The organism is Brevundimonas pishanensis (assembly GCF_022750635.1).
GTDB classification, from domain to species: domain Bacteria; phylum Pseudomonadota; class Alphaproteobacteria; order Caulobacterales; family Caulobacteraceae; genus Brevundimonas; species Brevundimonas pishanensis.
In genome coordinates this window covers 26,023-43,987 of record NZ_JAJKBG010000006.1, presented here as the reverse complement: position 1 = coordinate 43,987, position 17,965 = coordinate 26,023, and the positions used below count along the sequence as shown (strand labels likewise).

Here is a 17,965-nt window from a genome sequence, read left to right as displayed (position 1 = left end):
GGAAGGGGGAATGGGCGTATCGGGACGCAACTGTCGCCGGAATCGCGCCGGACCTGTCGCGCCAAAAGGCACCCGCACCGTCCCTACGCCAGTGTGAACTGGATCAGGTTCATAGGGTCCCTGCGCTGCCGGTTGGCGTAGCAGTATCTCAGCCCCTTGCGGGACACCCCTGGTGAGGCCTGATGTGTGGGATGGATTGCCCGCCCTGTCAACGCGGGTATGCGAGCGCCGTTCGCTTAGGTGACGCGGCGCTTTTCCAGTTTGCGCGCCAGAGTGCGGCGGTGCATGCCCAGACGCCGCGCCGCCTCGGAAATGTTGAAGTCGGTTTCCACCAGCGTCTCGTGGATACGTTCCCACTCCAGCGTCTTGATCGACGTCGGGCGGGCCGTCAGCGGGGCCGAGGCATCACCGCTTTCCTTGGTGAAGGCGGCCTCGATCTCGTCGGTACCGGCGGGCTTGGCCAGATAGTGACGCGCGCCCAGTTTGATCGCCTCGACCGCCGTGGCGATGCTGGCAAAGCCGGTCAGGACGACGATGACCATTTCCGGATCAAAGGCGTGCAGTTCCTGAACACAGGTCAGCCCCGAGGAGGTGCCGAGCTTGAGATCGACCACGGCATACTGCGGGCTCTGGTTGGCCAGAACGAGCCGCATGTCCTCGGGATTGCGGGCCGACAGCACCTGATAGCCCCGCCGCTCGAACGAACGACGCAGGGTGCGCGCGAAGGACTCGTCATCCTCGACAATCAGCAGGCTGCGGGTCTCGGGGGTCATGGTTGTCATTTCGGGGCCAGTGCCTCGGTCGGCAAGCGGAGTTGAACACTAGCACCGCCCTCGCGACGGTTCGAGGCGACAACTTCGCCTCCCAGAGTGCGCATGGTGTTGACCAGCAGGAACAGACCAAGGCCCGCCCCCGCCCTTCCCTTGGTGCTCTGATAGGGTTGGCCCAGCTTGGACAGGATATCCTGCGGTATGCCAGGACCATCATCGAGGAAGCTGAGAATGATCTGTTCGCTATCGGCCACAGCGTTCAAAGACAGGCTACCCGCATCGGCCTCGGAGGCATTGTCTATTAGCGCGCTCAGAACCTGACGGAAGGCCTCGTCGGCGATGATGTGCGGATCGTGCGGACTGGGACCCAGCACTTGGACCTTCATCTGGCCCTGACCGCGCTCGCGCCATTCCTGCACCACTTCGGCAAGGAACTGGGAAAGTCGCATGACGCGGGGAGCCTGCCCCCGCGCCGCGCCTGCGGCCATCAGGATGTTGGTGACGATGGATTTACAGCGATCCACCTCGGCCTGCATCTGGATCACGTCCGTGGCCAGATCATCGTCTTCGGCAATGGCGGGGATATGTCTCCAGTCCCCGAGAATCACGCTCAGGGATGCCAGAGGCGTCCCCAGTTCGTGCGCCGCGCCGGAAGCCAGAAGGCCCATGCGAACGATGTGTTCCTGCTCGGCAGCCTGTTGTTTGCTCTCGGCCATCCACGCGTCGCGGGCACGTACGTTGCGGATGGTGCGGCTGACGAAAGCGGCCAACAGCACGGCGATCAGCATAAAGTTGATCAGCGAGCCCTGAACCAACAGTCCAAGACGTTCATCGGCACCGTCGGGGAGCAACAGCGGCTGATGGAACAGCGTCAGGGCGGCCAGAATGGCACTGGTGCCCAGTACGAACGCCCATACATAGCGACGGCGCAAGAGCACCGCGGCCAGCACGATCTGCATCACGAACAGCGCCGAGAACGGGTTCGTCGCCCCGCCGCTGAAATAGAGCAGCCACGTCAGGGCACCGGCGTCGATACACAGGGCCGTAAAGATCTCGCCGTCGGTGATGGCCTTGCGGCGCTTCACCAAGGGCAGGCTGACCAGATTGAGCACCACCAGCGCCGCCGGAGCCAGCAACAGCCAGCCCAGCGGCAGGGTAATGCCATAGCCCCAGTGCACGATGGCAATTGTCAGAGCCTGACCAAACACCGCCAGCCAGCGCAGCTGGATCAGCAACAGCATGTTGCGACGGCCCGCAGCACCCGGAGCCATCGGCGTGTCGTCTGTCTGTCCTGTCAGGAGGTCAAACAGTGACCCCATATCAAACCTCGGTCCGTTGTTTGCGGCGACGCTCGCGCAGCACAAGGACCATGCCGACCAGAGAGCCCACTGCCAAGCCGAACCACGTCAGGGCATAGACAAGGTGGCTGTTGGCGAACTTTACCACCGTCATACCCGCGCGCGGGAAATCGGCGGGTTGCTGTGGTCGGGCGGGTTGGGCATCGATGAAATAGGGCGCAAGCGGCGCGGTTAGCGCCTTGGCTTCGCCGATGGCCGCGACATCGCGCGAGAACCACTGACCGCCCGCCGCATCATTTTCACGCAGGAAGCCCCTCTTGGGTTCGGTGAGGCGCAGAAGGCCGACCACCTCGCCCGTGTCCGGGCCAGCCGGAGGGTTGTCCTTCATCTCGGGCGGGACGAAGCCACGGTTCACCAGCACGGTGAAGCCGCGCGAGGTTTCCAGCGGGGTCAGCACCCACCAGCCACCGCCCAGTTCGGTCACAGCCTTTACGGTGACTTCCTGATCATAGCGGAAGCGGCCCGATGCTTTGACCCGCAGGTATTCATGGTCGTCTCGCGTGATGGTCACATCCGGTGCGGGAGCATCGACGGGCGCGGCGTGGATGCGCGTCTCGACCCTTTCGATCAGGGCCAGCTTCCAGCCCAGTCGCTGCACCTGCCAGATACCCAGCGCCATAAACCCTGCAAACAGCAGCAGGAAAACCGTGACCACCATAACGCGCCAAAGGCGGCCACCTTCACGGTGACCGCCTTCGTTATGCGCAGAATGGGAAAACTTCCCGTCTGTCATGCTGAACCTCAGCCCATGCCCGTCATGTTGTGAACAGGCATCATATTGGTGTTCAGGTGCCACATGACCCAGACCGAGCCGGCCACTGCGATCACCACCACAACGATGGTGAAGATGAAGGCCAGCATGTTCCAGCCCCCTTCCGACTTCGGATGCAGGTGCAGGAAGTAGATCATGTGGACGACCATCTGAACCATGGCGAAGGCCACGATCAGGATGGCCGTGGTCTGGACGGGCAGGACGCCGGTCATGACCAGCGCGAACGGTATAGCCGTCAGGATCACCGAGGCGATGAAGCCGATCAGGTAATCACGGTACGAGCCGTGATAGCCGACCTCGTCGTGGTGATCGTCGTGGTGGTTGTGGGTGTCGTGTCCGCTCATCGCAGCATCCCCATCAGATAGACAAAGGTGAAGACGCCGATCCAGATAACGTCGAGGAAGTGCCAGAACATCGACAGGCACATCAGGCGACGTTTGTTAGCCGGGATCAGACCCTTCATTTTGACCTGCACCATTAGCGTCACCAGCCAGATGATACCGAAGGTAACGTGCAGGCCGTGGGTGCCGACCAGCAGGAAGAAGGCCGACAGGAAGCCGCTGCGTTGCGGCGTCGCGCCCAGATGGATCAGGTGGTTGAACTCGTAGAGTTCGATACCGAGAAAGGCCAGACCGAACAGGCCGGTCACACCCAGCCACACCAGCGTCTGGGTGATCTTGCCCTTCATCATCGCCAGCATGGCGAAGCCGTAGGTGATCGACGAGAACAGCAGCATGGCTGTGTTCACGGCAATCAGGTTCAGGTCGAACAGGTGGTGCGGGCCAACCGCACCGGCATAGTTGCCACCGATTACGGCATAGACGGCGAACAGCATCGCAAAGATGAGGCAGTCGCTCATCAGATACATCCAGAATCCCAGCATGGTGCTGGAGCCTTCGGGATGATGCGGCTCGCTGACCGGATGCCAGAGGGGTTTGCCCTCGGCATCCACGTAGTCGGGGTTGATGGGAGCTTGAACAGCGCTCATCGGATCAGCCCTTCGCTTGCAGTTGGGCCAGGGCGACAGTCCGAGCTTCCTCGGTCGCCTCAACCTCTTCCACCGGGATGTAGTAATCGCGGCGGTAGTTAAACGTATGTGCGATCGCTACGACGATGATCGCCAGGAAGCTCGCGGCAGCCAGCCACCAGATGTACCAGATCAGTGCCAGACCGCAGACCATGCTGAGGGCCGACAGGATCACGCCGGTGCCGGTGTTCGAAGGCATGTGAATGGCGTCGAAACCCTTGGTCGGACGCACATAGCCGCGCGACTTCATGTCGGCCCAGCTATCGGAGTCGTGGATGACCGGGGTCTTGGCGAAGTTGTAGGCCGGCGGCGGCGACGAGGTCGCCCACTCCAGCGTACGACCGTTCCACGGGTCACCCGAAACGTCGCGCAGCTTGTCGCGGTTGATGATCGATATGGCGAACTGAACCAGCATGGCGAAGATACCGCAGGCGATGATGGCCACGCCGATGGCGGCGATGATGAACCAGATCTGGTACGACGGATCATCGAAGACGCGCATACGACGGGTCACGCCCATGAAGCCCAGCACATAGAGCGGGGCAAAGGCGACCCAGAAGCCGACCACCCAGCACCAGAAGCTGACGAGGCCCCACTTCTTGTCCAGCTTGAAGCCGAAGGCCTTGGGCCACCAGTAGTTGATGGCAGCGAACAGGCCGAACAGCACACCGCCGATGATGACGTTGTGGAAGTGGGCGATCAGGAACAGCGAGTTGTGCAGCACGAAGTCTGCCGGCGGGACGGCCAGCATGACGCCGGTCATACCGCCGATGACGAAGGTCAGCATGAAGGCGATCAGCCACATCATCGGCAGTTCGAATTTGATGCGGCCACGATACATCGTGAACAGCCAGTTGAAGATCTTCGCCCCTGTCGGGATCGAGATGATCATCGTGGTGATGCCGAAGAACGAGTTCACCGACGCACCCGAGCCCATGGTGAAGAAGTGGTGCAGCCACACCAGATACGACAGGATGGTGATGCAGACGGTCGCGTAAACCATCGAGGTGTAGCCAAACAGGCGCTTGCCCGAGAAGGTCGAGGCGACCTCCGAGAAGACGCCGAACAGCGGCAGGATCAGGATGTAAACTTCCGGGTGACCCCAGATCCAGATCAGGTTCACGTACATCATCGGGTTGCCACCGAAGTCGTTCGTGAAGAAGTTGGTGCCCACGTAGCGGTCAGCCGACAAAAGAACCAGCGTCGCGGTCAGGATCGGGAAGGACGCGACGATCAGGACGTTGGCGCACAGCGAGGTCCAGGTGAACACCGGCATCTTCATCATGCCCATGCCCGGAGCGCGCATCTTCACGATGGTCGCGATCAGGTTGATACCGGACAGGGTTGTCCCCACGCCCGCCACCTGTAGCGCCCAGATGTAATAGTCGACGCCGACGCCGGGGCTGTAGGCAATGCCCGACAGCGGCGGATAGGCCAGCCAGCCGGTGCGTGCGAACTCACCCACAAACAGCGATGCCATGACCATGATGGCACCGCCGGTCGTCATCCAGAACGAGAAGTTGTTCAGGAAGGGGAACGACACGTCGCGCGCGCCAATCTGGAGCGGGACCAGATAGTTCATCAGGCCCGTGATCATCGGCATAGCCACGAAGAAGATCATGATCACGCCGTGGGCAGTGAAGATCTGGTCGTAGTGATGCGCGTTCAGATAGCCCTCGGACCCGCCGAAAGCCATCGCCTGCTGGATACGCATCATGACCGCATCGGCAAAGCCGCGCAGGAACATGACCAGACCCAGGATCATGTACATGATCCCGATCTTCTTATGGTCGACTGTGGTGAACCACTCTTTCCAGAGATAGCCCCACAGCTTGTATTTGGTCAGCAGGGCCAGCATGCCCAGCCCCCCCACAACGACCACCGCGAAGGTGACGTGGACGATGGGGTCCGCAGGGATTGCCGCCCAGCTCAAGCGCCCCAGAAGGGGCGAAGTTTCTACAATGGTTTCAGAAGCCATGACGGCACTCAGGATTGCGAGACGGACGCACGCGCCGCCCCGACAGTAAGAGGTTGGAAGCCGACCTGCTCGGCCTTGACGGTCGAACCTTGCGGAACACCGGAGCGGGTGCCAGGGGCAGCCAGAGCGGCTCCGGTCAGACGGTTGAACGGATTGGCGCGGTCCAGCACCTCGGCATTGGCCTGACGGCGCATGCTGGCTTCGACAGCAGCGCGCTCCGCTTCAAGCGGGGTGCAGACCTGCATGACGTAGCTCTCGCCCGATCCGAAGACCGCGATGCCGCGACGGTGATACTTGTCATAGACAAGCGGCAAGGTGTTGCGGATCGCATCCACACCAAGGCCACCCTTGCGGTCGATGTCCATCATCTCGCCCATGCACATCTTGCCAGGCTGGACGCACATGTTGACCACAGCGTCGAACAGTTGGGGTTCAATGCCGCTGTAGTAGATGACGGGCACCTTCTCGCTGGGACGTTCCAGCTCCAGATAGGCGTCGCGGTCCAGCGCCGAACCACCGGCACGCACCTTGGCGACCCACTGGTTAAAGGCTTCGTCGTCCATACCGTAGAAGGCGAAGCGCATGTTCGAGAAGCCGTCGCCCGAATAGTTGGCCGAGAAGCCGGTGTATTCGCCCGGACGGTTGATCACGGCGTGCAGCTTGGTCTCCATGCCGGGCATGGCGTAGATCTGGCCAGCCAGCGCAGGGACATAGAAGCTGTTCATCACGCCCGAAGAGGTGATGTGGAAGCGGATCGGGCGATCAACCGGTGCCGCCAGTTCATTGACGGTGGCAATGCCGTATTCCGGATAGATAAACAGCCATTTCCAATCGAGGGCGACCACTTCGACCTGAAGCGGCTTGTGAGCCTCAGAGACGGCTTCACCATCCTTGATGCGATCCAGCGGACGGTACGGGTCCAGCAGGTGGGTACCTGTCCAGGTCACGGCACCAAGGCAGATGATGATCAGCAGCGGAACGGCCCAGATCACCAGCTCCAGATGGGTCGAGTGATCCCAGTCGGGCGAGTATTCTTCTTCGGTCTGCTTGTTCGAGGCGCGGTACTTCCATGCGAAATAGACCGTCAGCGCCATGACAGGCACGATGACGAGCAGCATCAGAAGCACCGAGAACACCAGAAGGTCGCGCTGCTGAATGGCGATATCGCCGGCCGGAGCCAGGACAATCGCCTCACAGCCCGACAAGGCGGCCATCAATGGCGCAAGGGCGAGCGGCCGCAGCAGACGCGATCTTAGCGCGCGGCGGACCGGATTGGCGGGGGTTGCGGGCAAGGTTTCGGTCATTGCCATGGCCCCGTATGCCTAAAGACAAACAACGGACATTGGACAATCCGTCCTATCCCGCGCACGGGCTGCGCGGAGCAAAGGAGCGGCTCATTCATTCTATCAATATGGGCGCTTTGACGCCCGGTCGCAGAGAACGGCATCTGTCATGAACGCTTCAGGCGCGCCTTCTTCCGAGTCCCTCGAACGGGACGCCAGCCAGATCAACGCGCGACATGGCAAAATCGACGCGGGTGAAATTGCTGTTGGCGTAATTATTGGCCGTACGTCGGAGTTTTTTGACTTCTTCGTCTATGCCATCGCCTCGGTCGTGGTGTTTCCGCAATTGGTCTTTCCGTATGCAGGACCTCTGGGCGGTACCCTCCTTTCCTTCGCTGTTTTCGCGCTGGCCTTTATTGCCCGCCCGATCGGCTCCTCCCTGTTTATTGCTATCGACCGCAAGTTCGGCCGCGGCACCAAGCTGACCATCGCCCTGTTCCTGCTGGGCATTTCGACGGTCTGCCTCGGCTTCCTGCCCAGCTACGAGACGGCGGGCCATTGGGCCGCTGTCATGCTGATCGTGCTGCGTCTGGGTCAGGGCATCGCTCTGGGCGGTACGTGGGACGGTCTGGCTTCGCTGCTGGCCGTATCCGCACCGGCGAATAAAAAGGGCTGGTACGCCATGGTGCCGCAACTGGGTGCCCCGTTCGGCCTGATCGTGGCCAGCGCCCTGTTCGCCTATTTCACCGCCAAGCTGACGCCGGCAGACTTCTTTGCCTGGGGCTGGCGCTATCCGTTCTTCGTGGCCTTTGCCATCAACGTGGTCGCCCTGTTCGCCCGTCTGCGCATCGTTGTGACTCCGACCTTCCAGTCGGCCTTCCACTCCTCGGAACTGAAGCCAACCTCGATTGGCTCGACCCTTAAGGAAGAAGGCACCCGCATCCTGATCGGCACCTTCGCACCACTGGCCGCCTTCGCCATGTTCCACATGGTGACTGTGTATCCGCTGTCGTGGGTCTATCTGTTCACGGACGAAACCCCGACCCGCTTCCTCGTCGTCGAGATGATCGGTGCCTGCTTTGGGGCCGTGGCTATCGCGCTGTCGGGCTGGCTGGCTGACAGGTTCGGACGCCGCAAACTTCTGGGCGGTACGGCAGCGGCTATCGCCGTCTTCTCGGGCTTTGCGCCGCAACTGCTGGATGGCGGTTTCGCAGGCGAGCTGACCTATATGATCCTCGGCTTCATCCTGCTGGGTCTTGCCTTCGGTCAGGCCTCGGGCGTCATCGCCTCGGCCTATACTCCGCGTAACCGCTATACGGCTTCGGCACTCACGTCGGATCTGGCGTGGCTGTTCGGTGCCGGCTTCGCACCGATGGCGGCCCTCTGGCTGGCATCGAAGTTCGGTGCACCGGCTGGCGGTCTGTATCTGCTGTCGGGTGCGCTGATCACCCTTTTGGCCCTGTGGCTGAACCGCAGCATGGGTCTGGCCCGCGACTAACGGGTCCGAGATCCCAAAAGTGAAGGGCGCGGTCAGCGATGGCCGCGCCCTTTTTGCCGCCCGATACCGTTGAACAGATCAGTCTTTGTGCTGGGAAGTAAACTCTACGAAGCTCTCGACCCAACCGCGCAGGAACTTTTCGGTATCGGCGTTGGTGACCTTGCCCTGCTCGTCCAGCAGGTCCGACTTGAACTGGATATAGGCCTCGGGCTGGTTCATCTGGGCGACGTTCAGGAAGCCTAGCACCGGACGAAGCGCCGCTTGGGCGACTGCCGTTCCGATTGCTCCGGGGGAAGTTCCGATCACGGCCAGAGGTTTGCCATTAAAGCTGTTCTGCCCCCAAGGGCGGCTGGCCCAGTCTAGAGCGTTCTTCAAACCACCGGGGATGGAGCGATTATATTCTGGCGTCACGATGATGATGCCGTCTGCGCCCTCGATGGCTGCCTTCAGGTCCTTGCCCGCCTGCGGATAATCGGCGTCGTAGTCATAGGAATAGAGCGGCAGGTCGATACTGATGTCGAAGAACTCGACACCCTCGGGGGCAAGCCCTGTCAGAGCCTGCGCCAATTTACGGTTGATAGAGGCCTTGGCCAGACTGCCGACAATGACGCCGATCTTGAGTGCGGACATGGGATACAGGCTCCGTTCGCGGTGAAAGTCACCTTCATCAATGCCTGCTGGCTGTCCGGTGTTCCGGTGACGGCCTAAACGCGCACCTCGCGCTGGTCGCGACCGACCTCGCCGAATACGCGCTGGTAGCGGACGACCTCATCGGCATCGCCGGTCGCCTTGGCACGGTTGTCGGACAGTTTGACAGCGGGACGACCTGCCGCCTCCGTCACCTTGCACACCAGCGAGATGGGCGTCAGTTCGGGCGCGTCGATGGGTGCGCAGTCACTGAAGTCATTGGTCAGATTGGTGCCCCAGCCAAAGCTGGTACGGACGCGGCCTTTGAAATGGGCGTGGGCCTGTTCGATGGTGTCCACGTCCAGCCCGTCAGCCAGGACCAGCAGACGATCGCGCGGATCAACGCCCTTGGACTTCCACCAGTCCATGATGATCTCGCCGCCCTCGATGGGCGGGGCGCTGTCGGGGCGGAAGCCCTTCCAGTCGGCAAGCCAGTCCGGCGCATCGTCAAGAAACGCCTTGGTACCGAACGCGTCCGGCAGAACAATCAGCAGATTGCCGTGATAGGTCTGGCGCCACTCCTCCAGCACCCGATAGGGCGCATTGCGCAGGGCATTGTCGTCTTCGCCCGCCATGGCCGCCACCACCATCGGCAGTTCGTGCCCGTTGGTGCCGATGGCTTCCATGTCGTTGTTCATAGCCAACAGGACGTTGGACGTGCCGATGAAGGACTGGCCCAGCCCCGCCTTCATGGCCGCCACGCACCAGTCCTGCCACAGGAAGCCGTGGCGGCGGCGGGTACCGAAGTCCGAAATCACCAGACCGTCCAGCTTGCGCAAGCGCTCGATCTTCTCCCACAGCTTGGTCTTGGCGCGCGAATAGAGGATATCCAGCTCGAACCGGCCCATGCGGCGTAGCGCCTTGCGGGCCCGTAGTTCGTTGATGATCGAAAGCGCCGGGATTTCCCACAGCGTGACATCCGCCCACGTACCGCTGAAGGTCAGTGAAAACTGACCGTCTTTGGTCTTGGACAGGTCATATTCGGGCAGTTGATAGGTCGCCAGCCACGCCAGAAAGTCCGGCGTGAAAATCTGCTTCACACCGTAGAAAGTGTTACCACCCAGCCAGATCAGTTCCTTGTTGCTGAACCGCAGGGTGCGCACGTGATCCAGTTGCGCGCGCAGTTCCGCCTCGTCGATCTCGTCGGCAAGACGCACCGTCTTGGTACGGTTGATGACCGTGAACGTCACCGGCACGTCGCGGAAACGACGCCAGATCAGTTGCAGCATCAACAGCTTGTAGAAGTCGGTATCCAGCAGACTGCGCACAATGGGGTCCAGCCGCCAGCTATGATCATAGGCGCGCTTGGCGATATCGACGTTGACCATAGGCGGTTAGCTTCCCGAAGCGTCAGACGAGGCAGGATCGACAGTGATAACCTGCCCTTCCCGTACCGGCTTGATATAGGGCGAGGGCTGGGGCGTTGTCATGTTCCCGCGCATCAAAACGCGTCCGGCCTCGAGGCCTCCGGCCAGTTCCAGATCAACGCGCTGGGCGTCGCGGTTCCGGACGTCCTCAAGCGTTTCCTCGATCTCGACATCGGGCGTACCGAGTTCGCGCAAGACTTCGCCGCCAAAGACGAGGGCCGACTCGAAGGTTTCGCGGATTTGATAATCGACGCCCGCCTTGAGCAGTCGCAGGGTCGCGCCGCGGTCATAGGCGCGGGCGAAGACCTTGGTGCCGGGGAATTCGTGGATGACCAGTTCGACAATCCGGTCGGTGGCTTCCTGATCGTCGACACAGATCAGAACGGCCTCGGCCTTTTCGACGCCCGACGCACGCAAGGTGTCCAGCCTTGTGCCGTCGCCGTAATAGACCTTGAAGCCGAAATTGGCGGCCGCCTGAATCATCTCCACATCCTTTTCGATGATGGAAACATCCACGCCCTGCGCCAACAGAGGTTGCGAGGCGACCTGGGCGAAGCGGCCAAAGCCGATGATCAGAACGCGCCCGACAAGGTCCTTGGCGGATTCAACATCGTCGGCATCCTCCACCCGCAAACCTTGCTCCTTGGGTAACAGGCGGCTGGTCGCCAAAGTCGTCAGCGGAGTAAGGGCCATAGAGAGGATGACAATGGCAGACAAGGTAGCGCTGGCGTTGCCGTCGATCACACCCGCCGCCACGGCCGCGCTGTAAAGGACGAAGGCGAACTCGCCGCCTTGCGCGAACAAGGTAGCCCGCTCCATCGCCTCGCGGTGGTTATGGCGGAACAGGCGTCCGACTGCATAGATGACCACGGCCTTGGCAACCATGAAGGCCGCCAGACCGGCCAGCACCAACTGCCACTGATCGGCCACCACCGACAGGTCCAGCGCCATACCGACCGACAGGAAAAACAGCCCCAGCAGGATGGCCCTGAAGGGCTCTACATCGGCTTCAAGCTGGTGACGGAAGGTGGAATCCGACAGCAGTACACCGGCGAGGAAGGCCCCCATCGCCATCGACAAGCCCACAGCATCCAACAGCCACGCCGTGCCTGCCACCACCAGAAGGGCCGCCGCCGTCATGACTTCGCGCCCGCCATTTCGGGCAAGGAAGCCGAATACCGGATTGACCAGATAGCGGCCTGCCACCAGCACGCCGACAACCGCCAACACAGCCAGACCTGCCGTCATCCACAGCGGTGAGCCGGTTTCGTGCACCGGCGCAACCCGCGCACCTATCAGGGCCACAATGGCCAAAAGCGGCACGATGGCGAGGTCTTCAAACAACAGGATCGAGACGGCACGGCGGCCTCCGGCGCTGGCCATCTGCCCGCGCTCTTCCAGCATCTGCATGATGACGGCTGTCGACGACATGACAAAGCCCATGGCCCCGACAAACGCCACCGCCAGCGGCACTCCCGACGCATAGGCGATCAGGGTCAGAACCAGACCGCTCAACAGGACCTGCGCGGTGCCAAGACCGAATATCTCGCCCTTCATGGCCCAAAGCCGCGTCGGCCTCATCTCCAGACCTATGATGAACAGGAAGATCACCACGCCGAACTCGGCGACGTGCAGAATGACCTGCGGCTCCTTGACCACCGCCAGTCCAAACGGCCCCAGAGCAACGCCGGCCAGCAGATAGCCCAGCACCGAGCCGAGGCCGATCTTGCGTGCCACCGACACCGCTACCACGCCCGCAGCCAACAGGGCGGTGACGTGGCCCAATCCCAATGCAGCAGTTTCAGAGGCCATCGGCACCATCCTGATCTCGGTTCACAACTAAGGAGATAGCGACGTTTCCCCGAACCTCCTAGCGTTGCACTAAGGAACAGTTTCCCCTGCCCCCGTCTTTATTCTGGGAGGCCGCTCGGCCGATCCGCTTCAGGAGCAGGAAATGAAGATCAAAGACCTGATGAGCCGCGACGTCGAAGTCGCGCGCCCGGAAGATACCCTCCAACACATCGCCAGCCGGATGGCGCAGGGCGATTTCGGCTTTATGCCGGTGGTCGAGGAAGACCGCGTGATCGGCACTATCACCGACCGGGACCTGACTGTGCGCGCGCTTGCCAAGGGTGCCAGTGCCGGAGATGCGGTGGGTCAATACCTGTCGCGCGACGCCATCACCGCGCTGGATACGGACGAGTTGAAAACCGCTCTGGACCTCATGAGCCGTGCGCGTATCCGTCGTCTGCCCGTCACGGACAAACATGGTCGATTGGTCGGCGTGGTCTCGCTGGGCGACCTGTCTGTAAAGGTTAAGGAACGCTATGCAGGCGAGGCTCTGGAAAGCATATCGCAGCCATAAGTGGTTGTTTGGCCTAATTAGTAATGGTCACGGTTAAGGGTCTCCGGTAACCATCTCTCCCAAGGTGTCGCTAACGGCTTATAGCTATGGTTAGCGACGACGAGTGGTACGGGGCTTATGCAATGGCGCGCGCGCAGTTTCAAAAAGGTCAGAAGGTCTGGGTCGAAAGCGTTGGACTTTGGGCTGACGTCGAACGGGTAATTCCTGTTTGGGCCAAGGGCTTCGACGAACCTGTGCGCGTGACCTATGACGTAGGTCTGGGACGCGAGTTTCAAGGCAGCGAACTGCAACTGCCTGAAAGCGAGGGCCTCAAGAACCTTGGAAACTGGCGCGTGCTGCGTGCCCGTAACAAATGGCAGGACCAGAACGACTGCGCCCACCACCCCTTCCCCGGAAGTTATCCGGTGGTTGTCACCGACGAGGCGGACTGGGGTGGATGGCGCGTGCCGGGTGCCGAATATGACCGGCTTCCCGAGGTGATCGAGCAGCAGGCCCGCATCATTGCCGCCGCGCCCGACATGCTCAGCATCCTGAACCAGATCATCGAGGCGGTGGACGAAAGCCCCATGGATGCCCCGCCCGAAGCCCGCCGACTGGCCGAGGCCAGCAAGGCCATCCTGCGCCGGATTCATAGCCTGCCGATGCCCGCATCACGCCCGGCTCTGACCGACCGCACGGACACGCCGACAAATATGGGCGATGAAGCGGCCTGAAACCCGCGCCCCATAGCCAAGCTCTCGACACAGACTGACAAAACAGCCTAGTTTAGCCCTTCACGAACGCAGGGAGGGGCCTCTTCGTGCGCGGGATCGAGCGACGCAGCGAAGGACGGGGACGCCGCGCCACAGACCATCCCGGTCTATGGGGACGGCCCTATGAACGCGCCCTGTTTCTGGCGGCGCTGCTGATCCTGTCCATGGCTTTGCTGCTGGTTGCCCGCGACCAGTCCCGCCCCGAGCGCGAAGTCGATGCTCTGATGCGCGAAACCCTGTCGCTCGACGCACAGGTCTTTGCCCAGACAGTGACTGCCCAGCTGGGCGATATGGATCGCCTGCTGACCTCAGCCGAAGCCGGATTTGCCGCCCAACCCGAGCGTGCGTTGTCGGCAATGGAACTGGCCGCCCGCAATCTGTCCGGCAGCGCCCTTTTGCTGACGACCGCGCAGGGGACACCCCTAGTCGCGGTCGGCAAGAATACACGCGCCGTCGAAGGCATTAGCTACGAGGAAGGCCGTCTTCATCTTGCGCGCAAGACGCGTGACGGGAAGCTTCTGGCCGTCAGCGCGCCCGCACCTGCACCCACGCCAACTGTTGCAGACACGCGTTTGGAACTGCACCCCAAATCCCAACTGCCCCCAGCCCTGTTCGGCGACGGCGCTATCCTGCCGGACCCACAAGGTAAGGGCCGCATGACCAAGGCAAGGCTTGTCGGAGACAGCGGTTTAGCGGTGGTGGCGGATCGCCCTGCCCCGACCGTCTTCGAACGCTGGCGTGACGATGCCCGATTGCTGGTCATCCCGCTCGCTGCCGGGGTAGCCCTGTTGTTGTTCCTTGCGCTGCAGATCTTCCGGCAGGATCGTCGTCGTCGCGAGTGGGGCGAAACCGAGCGCCGCTTCCGTATCGCCGTAGAGGCCGCGCAGTGCGGGGTCTGGGACTGGGATATGGAGAAGGGGCATATCACCTTTTCCGACTATATGACGGCCCTTTTCGAGGTGCCGACAGGCTCCGTTCTCACCCATACCGAGATCATCGACCGCATCCATCCGCACTATCGTGACGGCTTCGTCGCGGCCATGGCCGAGGCGAGGCTGACCGGTCATTTCGATCTCGCATTCCCTCTGCCACTGGCCGATGGGGGCGTGCGCTGGATCGACGTGCGCGGCCGTGCGCGTCTCAATCCGCGTCGGGGCGAGTTCAGCCATCTCATGGGTATCGCGCTGGACGTCACCGAAGCGCGCCGCATCAAGGCCAAGGCACAGGCGGCGGAGAACCGGCTCATCGACGGCATCCAGAGCGTCTCGGATGCCTTTGTCCTGTTTGACCGTCAGGGTCATCTGGTGATGTGGAACCAAGCATTCCAGGACGCTTTCGACTTCCCCAAGGGCGCGCTCTATCGCGGGGCTTTAAAGAACGACCTGAACCGGATCGCCGCACAAGCCATTCGATCGGAGCAAAAATCCGAGCAGCGCCGCGCAGGCGTGCGCGAAGTCGAACTCAAGGACGGCCGCTGGCTGCAGATGACCGAGCGGTTTACCGGCGATGGCGGCACGGTGGTGATCGCCGCCGATGTGACCCTCATCCGCCAGCAGGAAAACGAGCGTCGCCGGGCGGCAGAGGAACTCCAGCGCACTGTAAATGCCTTGGAGCGCAGCCGCGCCAATCTGGCGACACTGGCCAAGGAGTATGAGGCCGCAATGACGCGGGCCGAGGCTGCCAGCCAGTCCAAGTCGGAGTTTCTGGCCAATATGAGCCATGAACTGCGCACGCCGCTGAATGCCATCAACGGCTTCTCCGAGATCATGGCGCAGGAGATGTTCGGCCCGTTGGGGGATCGTCGCTACAAGGGCTATGCCGTCGACATCCACACCTCGGGCAAGCACCTGCTGAGCCTGATCAACGACATCCTCGACATGGCCAAGATCGAGGCCGGCAAGCTGAACCTCTATTACGAGCGCACGGACATGGCTGCGCTTGGTCGGGAAGTAGTGCATCTGATGAGGGGCCGCGCCGAAGAAGCGGGTCTGGCCCTGACGCTGGATGCACCGGATGTGGTCGAGGCCGAAGTCGATTTGCGTGGCATGAAACAGGTGCTGCTGAACCTTGTGTCCAACGCCATCAAATTCACGCCCCGCGCCGGTCGCGTCATGCTGGAATTGGCCCCGTTGATCGAGCGTCCGGGTGTGGTGCGTGTGGCCATTCGCGATACCGGTATCGGCATTGCCGCCGAGGATATCAAGCGACTGGCCCAGCCGTTTGTGCAGGTCGAGAACCAACACGCCAAGACGACACAGGGCACCGGGCTTGGCCTAGCCCTGACCAAGTCGCTGATCGAGATGCACGGCTCGGAAATGACGATCGAAAGCGAACTGGGCACCGGAACGACCGTGTGGTTCGACATACCCGTAAAGTCGGTCAAGACCGCGCAGGGGCTTCACCCTGCCCCGCGCCTGCATACCGCCGCTTAAAGCGGTTTATTTCTCTGCCGGTTTCTCGGCCTTGGCCTTGCTGGTGCGGTGACGGGCGAGAACGCGGGCCAGTGCCTTGCGATCATCAGGCTGCTGCTCCGCGAGCACGCGAACGGCACCCGTTTCCAGAACCGCACGCCCTCGTGCCTCGGCGGCACGCGAGGTTGCCAGCAAGGCGTCGACTTTCTCGGCGTCGAAATCATCCGAGGCAGTGATGTTGATGGCCTCGCGGCGGGCGGCACGCGCCTGCTCGAAATCGGGACGAGCCATCAGCGCAATCGCCCGCAGCTTTTCTTTCAGCGGTTCTGCGACAGCGGGGGAGCGGGCGTTCACCAGTTCCATCACCGTTTCAGTGCGGCTGGAGCGGCTGGACTGCTCTGCACGGGCGGCGTCGCGGGTCTTGACCCAGACCGCGGCACCGCCTGCCACCAGAAACACGTTCAGGGCGACCGATACCGCCAGCGCGGTTTTAAGAGTGCGCGAGGTCATCAGCGTTTCACGTCCAGAGATGCCATTTCGACGCCCAGCAAGTCGGTATCGTCTGCGCCCTGAAGGCTGGCCTGATAAAAGACAGTGTCTGCGCGCATCGGGGCCGACAACTGGTGGGCGATAATGATGCCGAGCGCAGCGCCCGCTACGGCCGTAGCTGCGACGCCTGCACCCGACCAGACAGCCAGCAAGGCGCGACGAATGCGGCGCGCGCGCAGACCGGCCTTGGTGGCCGATGCAATGATTTGATCGCGCAATGCGGCGGAGGGCACCAGATTGGGCAACCGGATCATATCGTCCAGTGCAACGGCTTTAGCCCACGCAACCTGAAGCTGCGGATCACTGTGCAGTGCCGCGCGACCAGCGTCACGCGCATCGGCGGGCCAGCGCGCAAAGTCTGCACCATAGGCATCAAGGAGGTACTCAAACCGGTCTTTGGTCATCATGATCTCAATTCCCCCTCCGATTGGTACGCGGCCGGGTGGCCAGATCTTCCAGTGACGCACGCAAGGTGCGGCGGGCGCGAGACAGAAGGCTTTCCAAGGCCTCGACGCTGATCCCCATCAGCTGCGCGGCTTCGATATTGCCCAGTTCCTGATAGTGGCACAGCACGATCGCCTCGCGCTGTCTTTGCGGCAGACGCATAAGCACCTGCTGTACCCGCGCGCCCGTCTCGGCAGCCAACAAGCCCCGATCCGGTGCCGGACCGTCGTCCACCATTTCGGGGAAGGTCTCGACCGGCGTCTCGCGACGACGGCGCAGACGATCGTAGCAAAGGTTCAGACCCACACGATAAATCCAGGTGTCGAACTTGGCCTGCCCCGGCTTCCACTTGGCGGACTGTTTCCAGACGCGCAGCATGGTCTCCTGCGCCACATCCTCGGCTTCGATCGGATCGCCAAGAAGGCGCGCGGCAAGGTTCAGGATGCGCGGAAGTTTGCGCGCGACCATGGCCTGGATTGCAGCAGGGTCCCCCTTCGCCACACGGCCAAGCAGCTCTTCGTCTGGATCGTCGATCCGTGCCAAGGTCGTTTCGTGCCTGTGTGGAGACGTGTCGCGCCCCCCCAAGGGACGCAAGCACAGCTGGGTCATCCCCTTTGCCGCACATTCGGCCCAGCGCCAAGGGGCGGCCCGGCGCAAGTCGCCGTAATCTTCCCTTTGTCGCCAGCATGATCTGTTCCGAAACG

17 protein-coding genes and 1 riboswitch are annotated in these 17,965 nt (G+C 62.0%); of the genes, 4 read left to right on the top strand and 13 right to left on the bottom strand.

Features of this window, described 5'->3' with window-relative positions; translation table 11 throughout:
* Positions 1-62: 62 nt before the first annotated feature.
* A riboswitch (TPP riboswitch) is annotated at positions 63-181 on the bottom strand.
* 55 nt (positions 182-236) lie between these two features.
* From LOX95_RS12045 to cyoA, 7 genes are read right to left on the bottom strand one after another with little or no spacing between them, the layout of a single operon-like run.
* Entirely contained in the window at positions 237-773 is a 537-nt protein-coding gene (locus tag LOX95_RS12045; protein WP_242914943.1) for a response regulator transcription factor, read from the bottom strand.
* A gap of 5 nt (positions 774-778) precedes the next feature.
* On the bottom strand, positions 779-2,089 hold the full coding sequence (locus LOX95_RS12040) for an ATP-binding protein (RefSeq protein ID WP_242914941.1): 1,311 nt from the start codon (positions 2,087-2,089) through the stop codon (positions 779-781).
* A gap of 1 nt (position 2,090) precedes the next feature.
* Entirely contained in the window at positions 2,091-2,861 is a 771-nt protein-coding gene (locus LOX95_RS12035) for an SURF1 family protein (RefSeq protein ID WP_242914939.1), read from the bottom strand.
* Positions 2,862-2,869: 8 nt separating this feature from the next.
* A complete protein-coding gene (cyoD, locus tag LOX95_RS12030; RefSeq protein WP_242914937.1) occupies positions 2,870-3,244 on the bottom strand; it encodes a cytochrome o ubiquinol oxidase subunit IV in 375 nt (124 codons plus the stop codon).
* A complete protein-coding gene (gene cyoC, locus LOX95_RS12025) occupies positions 3,241-3,888 on the bottom strand; it encodes a cytochrome o ubiquinol oxidase subunit III (RefSeq protein WP_242914935.1) in 648 nt (215 codons plus the stop codon). The genes cyoD and cyoC overlap by 4 nt, the downstream gene beginning before the upstream one ends.
* Before the next feature lie 4 nt (positions 3,889-3,892).
* Positions 3,893-5,905, bottom strand: a complete 2,013-nt coding sequence (cyoB, locus tag LOX95_RS12020) for a cytochrome o ubiquinol oxidase subunit I (RefSeq protein WP_242914933.1) — start codon at positions 5,903-5,905, stop codon at positions 3,893-3,895.
* Positions 5,906-5,913: 8 nt separating this feature from the next.
* Positions 5,914-7,209 carry a ubiquinol oxidase subunit II gene (gene cyoA / locus LOX95_RS12015; protein WP_242914931.1) on the bottom strand — a complete coding sequence of 432 codons (1,296 nt, stop codon included), beginning with the start codon at positions 7,207-7,209 and terminating at the stop codon, positions 5,914-5,916.
* 148 nt (positions 7,210-7,357) lie between these two features.
* On the opposite strand from cyoA, the gene LOX95_RS12010 reads away from it, so the two are divergent.
* Complete coding sequence (locus tag LOX95_RS12010) at positions 7,358-8,686, top strand: MFS transporter (RefSeq protein ID WP_242914930.1); 1,329 nt, start codon at positions 7,358-7,360, stop codon at positions 8,684-8,686.
* Between the two features lie 78 nt (positions 8,687-8,764).
* Here the strand turns inward: LOX95_RS12010 and LOX95_RS12005 are convergent, their stop codons facing one another.
* From LOX95_RS12005 to LOX95_RS11995, 3 genes are all read right to left on the bottom strand, one after another.
* The gene (locus tag LOX95_RS12005; RefSeq protein WP_242914928.1) at positions 8,765-9,316 is read right to left on the bottom strand and encodes an NADPH-dependent FMN reductase; all 552 of its coding nucleotides are present in this window, start codon (positions 9,314-9,316) and stop codon (positions 8,765-8,767) included.
* A gap of 74 nt (positions 9,317-9,390) precedes the next feature.
* Positions 9,391-10,701, bottom strand: a complete 1,311-nt coding sequence (gene pncB, locus LOX95_RS12000) for a nicotinate phosphoribosyltransferase (RefSeq protein WP_242914926.1) — start codon at positions 10,699-10,701, stop codon at positions 9,391-9,393.
* A 6-nt stretch (positions 10,702-10,707) separates the two neighbouring features.
* Entirely contained in the window at positions 10,708-12,552 is a 1,845-nt protein-coding gene (locus LOX95_RS11995) for a monovalent cation:proton antiporter-2 (CPA2) family protein (RefSeq protein WP_242914924.1), read from the bottom strand.
* 142 nt (positions 12,553-12,694) lie between these two features.
* Here LOX95_RS11995 and LOX95_RS11990 point away from each other — a divergent pair, with 142 nt between their 5' ends.
* The 3 genes from LOX95_RS11990 (at position 12,695) to LOX95_RS11980 (ending at position 16,289) form a co-directional block, all read left to right on the top strand.
* Positions 12,695-13,105, top strand: a complete 411-nt coding sequence (locus LOX95_RS11990) for a CBS domain-containing protein (protein ID WP_242914922.1) — start codon at positions 12,695-12,697, stop codon at positions 13,103-13,105.
* Between the two features lie 122 nt (positions 13,106-13,227).
* Positions 13,228-13,818 (top strand): hypothetical protein, encoded by a 591-nt coding sequence (locus LOX95_RS11985; RefSeq protein WP_242915131.1) that lies wholly within the window; start codon positions 13,228-13,230, stop codon positions 13,816-13,818.
* Between the two features lie 86 nt (positions 13,819-13,904).
* Entirely contained in the window at positions 13,905-16,289 is a 2,385-nt protein-coding gene (locus tag LOX95_RS11980) for a PAS domain-containing sensor histidine kinase (protein ID WP_242914920.1), read from the top strand.
* Between the two features lie 6 nt (positions 16,290-16,295).
* On the opposite strand, the gene LOX95_RS11975 is transcribed toward LOX95_RS11980, so the two are convergent.
* From LOX95_RS11975 to LOX95_RS11965, 3 genes are read right to left on the bottom strand one after another with little or no spacing between them, the layout of a single operon-like run.
* The gene (locus LOX95_RS11975) at positions 16,296-16,778 is read right to left on the bottom strand and encodes a periplasmic heavy metal sensor (RefSeq protein ID WP_242914918.1); all 483 of its coding nucleotides are present in this window, start codon (positions 16,776-16,778) and stop codon (positions 16,296-16,298) included.
* Complete coding sequence (locus LOX95_RS11970; RefSeq protein ID WP_242914916.1) at positions 16,778-17,224, bottom strand: hypothetical protein; 447 nt, start codon at positions 17,222-17,224, stop codon at positions 16,778-16,780. Before LOX95_RS11970 ends, LOX95_RS11975 begins: the two co-directional genes overlap by 1 nt.
* Before the next feature lie 4 nt (positions 17,225-17,228).
* Positions 17,229-17,804, bottom strand: a complete 576-nt coding sequence (locus tag LOX95_RS11965) for an RNA polymerase sigma factor (RefSeq protein WP_242914915.1) — start codon at positions 17,802-17,804, stop codon at positions 17,229-17,231.
* Positions 17,805-17,965: the final 161 nt, after the last annotated feature.

What these genes read in the sequence shown, in the direction of transcription:
- LOX95_RS12045 (WP_242914943.1), bottom strand. Translation starts at nt 773, where the DNA reads ATGACCCCCGAGACCCGCAGCCTGCTGATTGTCGAGGATGACGAGTCC.
- LOX95_RS12040 (WP_242914941.1), bottom strand. Translation starts at nt 2,089, where the DNA reads ATGGGGTCACTGTTTGACCTCCTGACAGGACAGACAGACGACACGCCG.
- LOX95_RS12035 (WP_242914939.1), bottom strand. Translation starts at nt 2,861, where the DNA reads ATGACAGACGGGAAGTTTTCCCATTCTGCGCATAACGAAGGCGGTCAC.
- cyoD (WP_242914937.1), bottom strand. Translation starts at nt 3,244, where the DNA reads ATGAGCGGACACGACACCCACAACCACCACGACGATCACCACGACGAG.
- cyoC (WP_242914935.1), bottom strand. Translation starts at nt 3,888, where the DNA reads ATGAGCGCTGTTCAAGCTCCCATCAACCCCGACTACGTGGATGCCGAG.
- cyoB (WP_242914933.1), bottom strand. Translation starts at nt 5,905, where the DNA reads ATGGCTTCTGAAACCATTGTAGAAACTTCGCCCCTTCTGGGGCGCTTG.
- cyoA (WP_242914931.1), bottom strand. Translation starts at nt 7,209, where the DNA reads ATGACCGAAACCTTGCCCGCAACCCCCGCCAATCCGGTCCGCCGCGCG.
- LOX95_RS12010 (WP_242914930.1), top strand. Translation starts at nt 7,358, where the DNA reads ATGAACGCTTCAGGCGCGCCTTCTTCCGAGTCCCTCGAACGGGACGCC.
- LOX95_RS12005 (WP_242914928.1), bottom strand. Translation starts at nt 9,316, where the DNA reads ATGTCCGCACTCAAGATCGGCGTCATTGTCGGCAGTCTGGCCAAGGCC.
- pncB (WP_242914926.1), bottom strand. Translation starts at nt 10,701, where the DNA reads ATGGTCAACGTCGATATCGCCAAGCGCGCCTATGATCATAGCTGGCGG.
- LOX95_RS11995 (WP_242914924.1), bottom strand. Translation starts at nt 12,552, where the DNA reads ATGGCCTCTGAAACTGCTGCATTGGGATTGGGCCACGTCACCGCCCTG.
- LOX95_RS11990 (WP_242914922.1), top strand. Translation starts at nt 12,695, where the DNA reads ATGAAGATCAAAGACCTGATGAGCCGCGACGTCGAAGTCGCGCGCCCG.
- LOX95_RS11985 (WP_242915131.1), top strand. Translation starts at nt 13,228, where the DNA reads ATGGCGCGCGCGCAGTTTCAAAAAGGTCAGAAGGTCTGGGTCGAAAGC.
- LOX95_RS11975 (WP_242914918.1), bottom strand. Translation starts at nt 16,778, where the DNA reads ATGACCTCGCGCACTCTTAAAACCGCGCTGGCGGTATCGGTCGCCCTG.
- LOX95_RS11970 (WP_242914916.1), bottom strand. Translation starts at nt 17,224, where the DNA reads ATGATGACCAAAGACCGGTTTGAGTACCTCCTTGATGCCTATGGTGCA.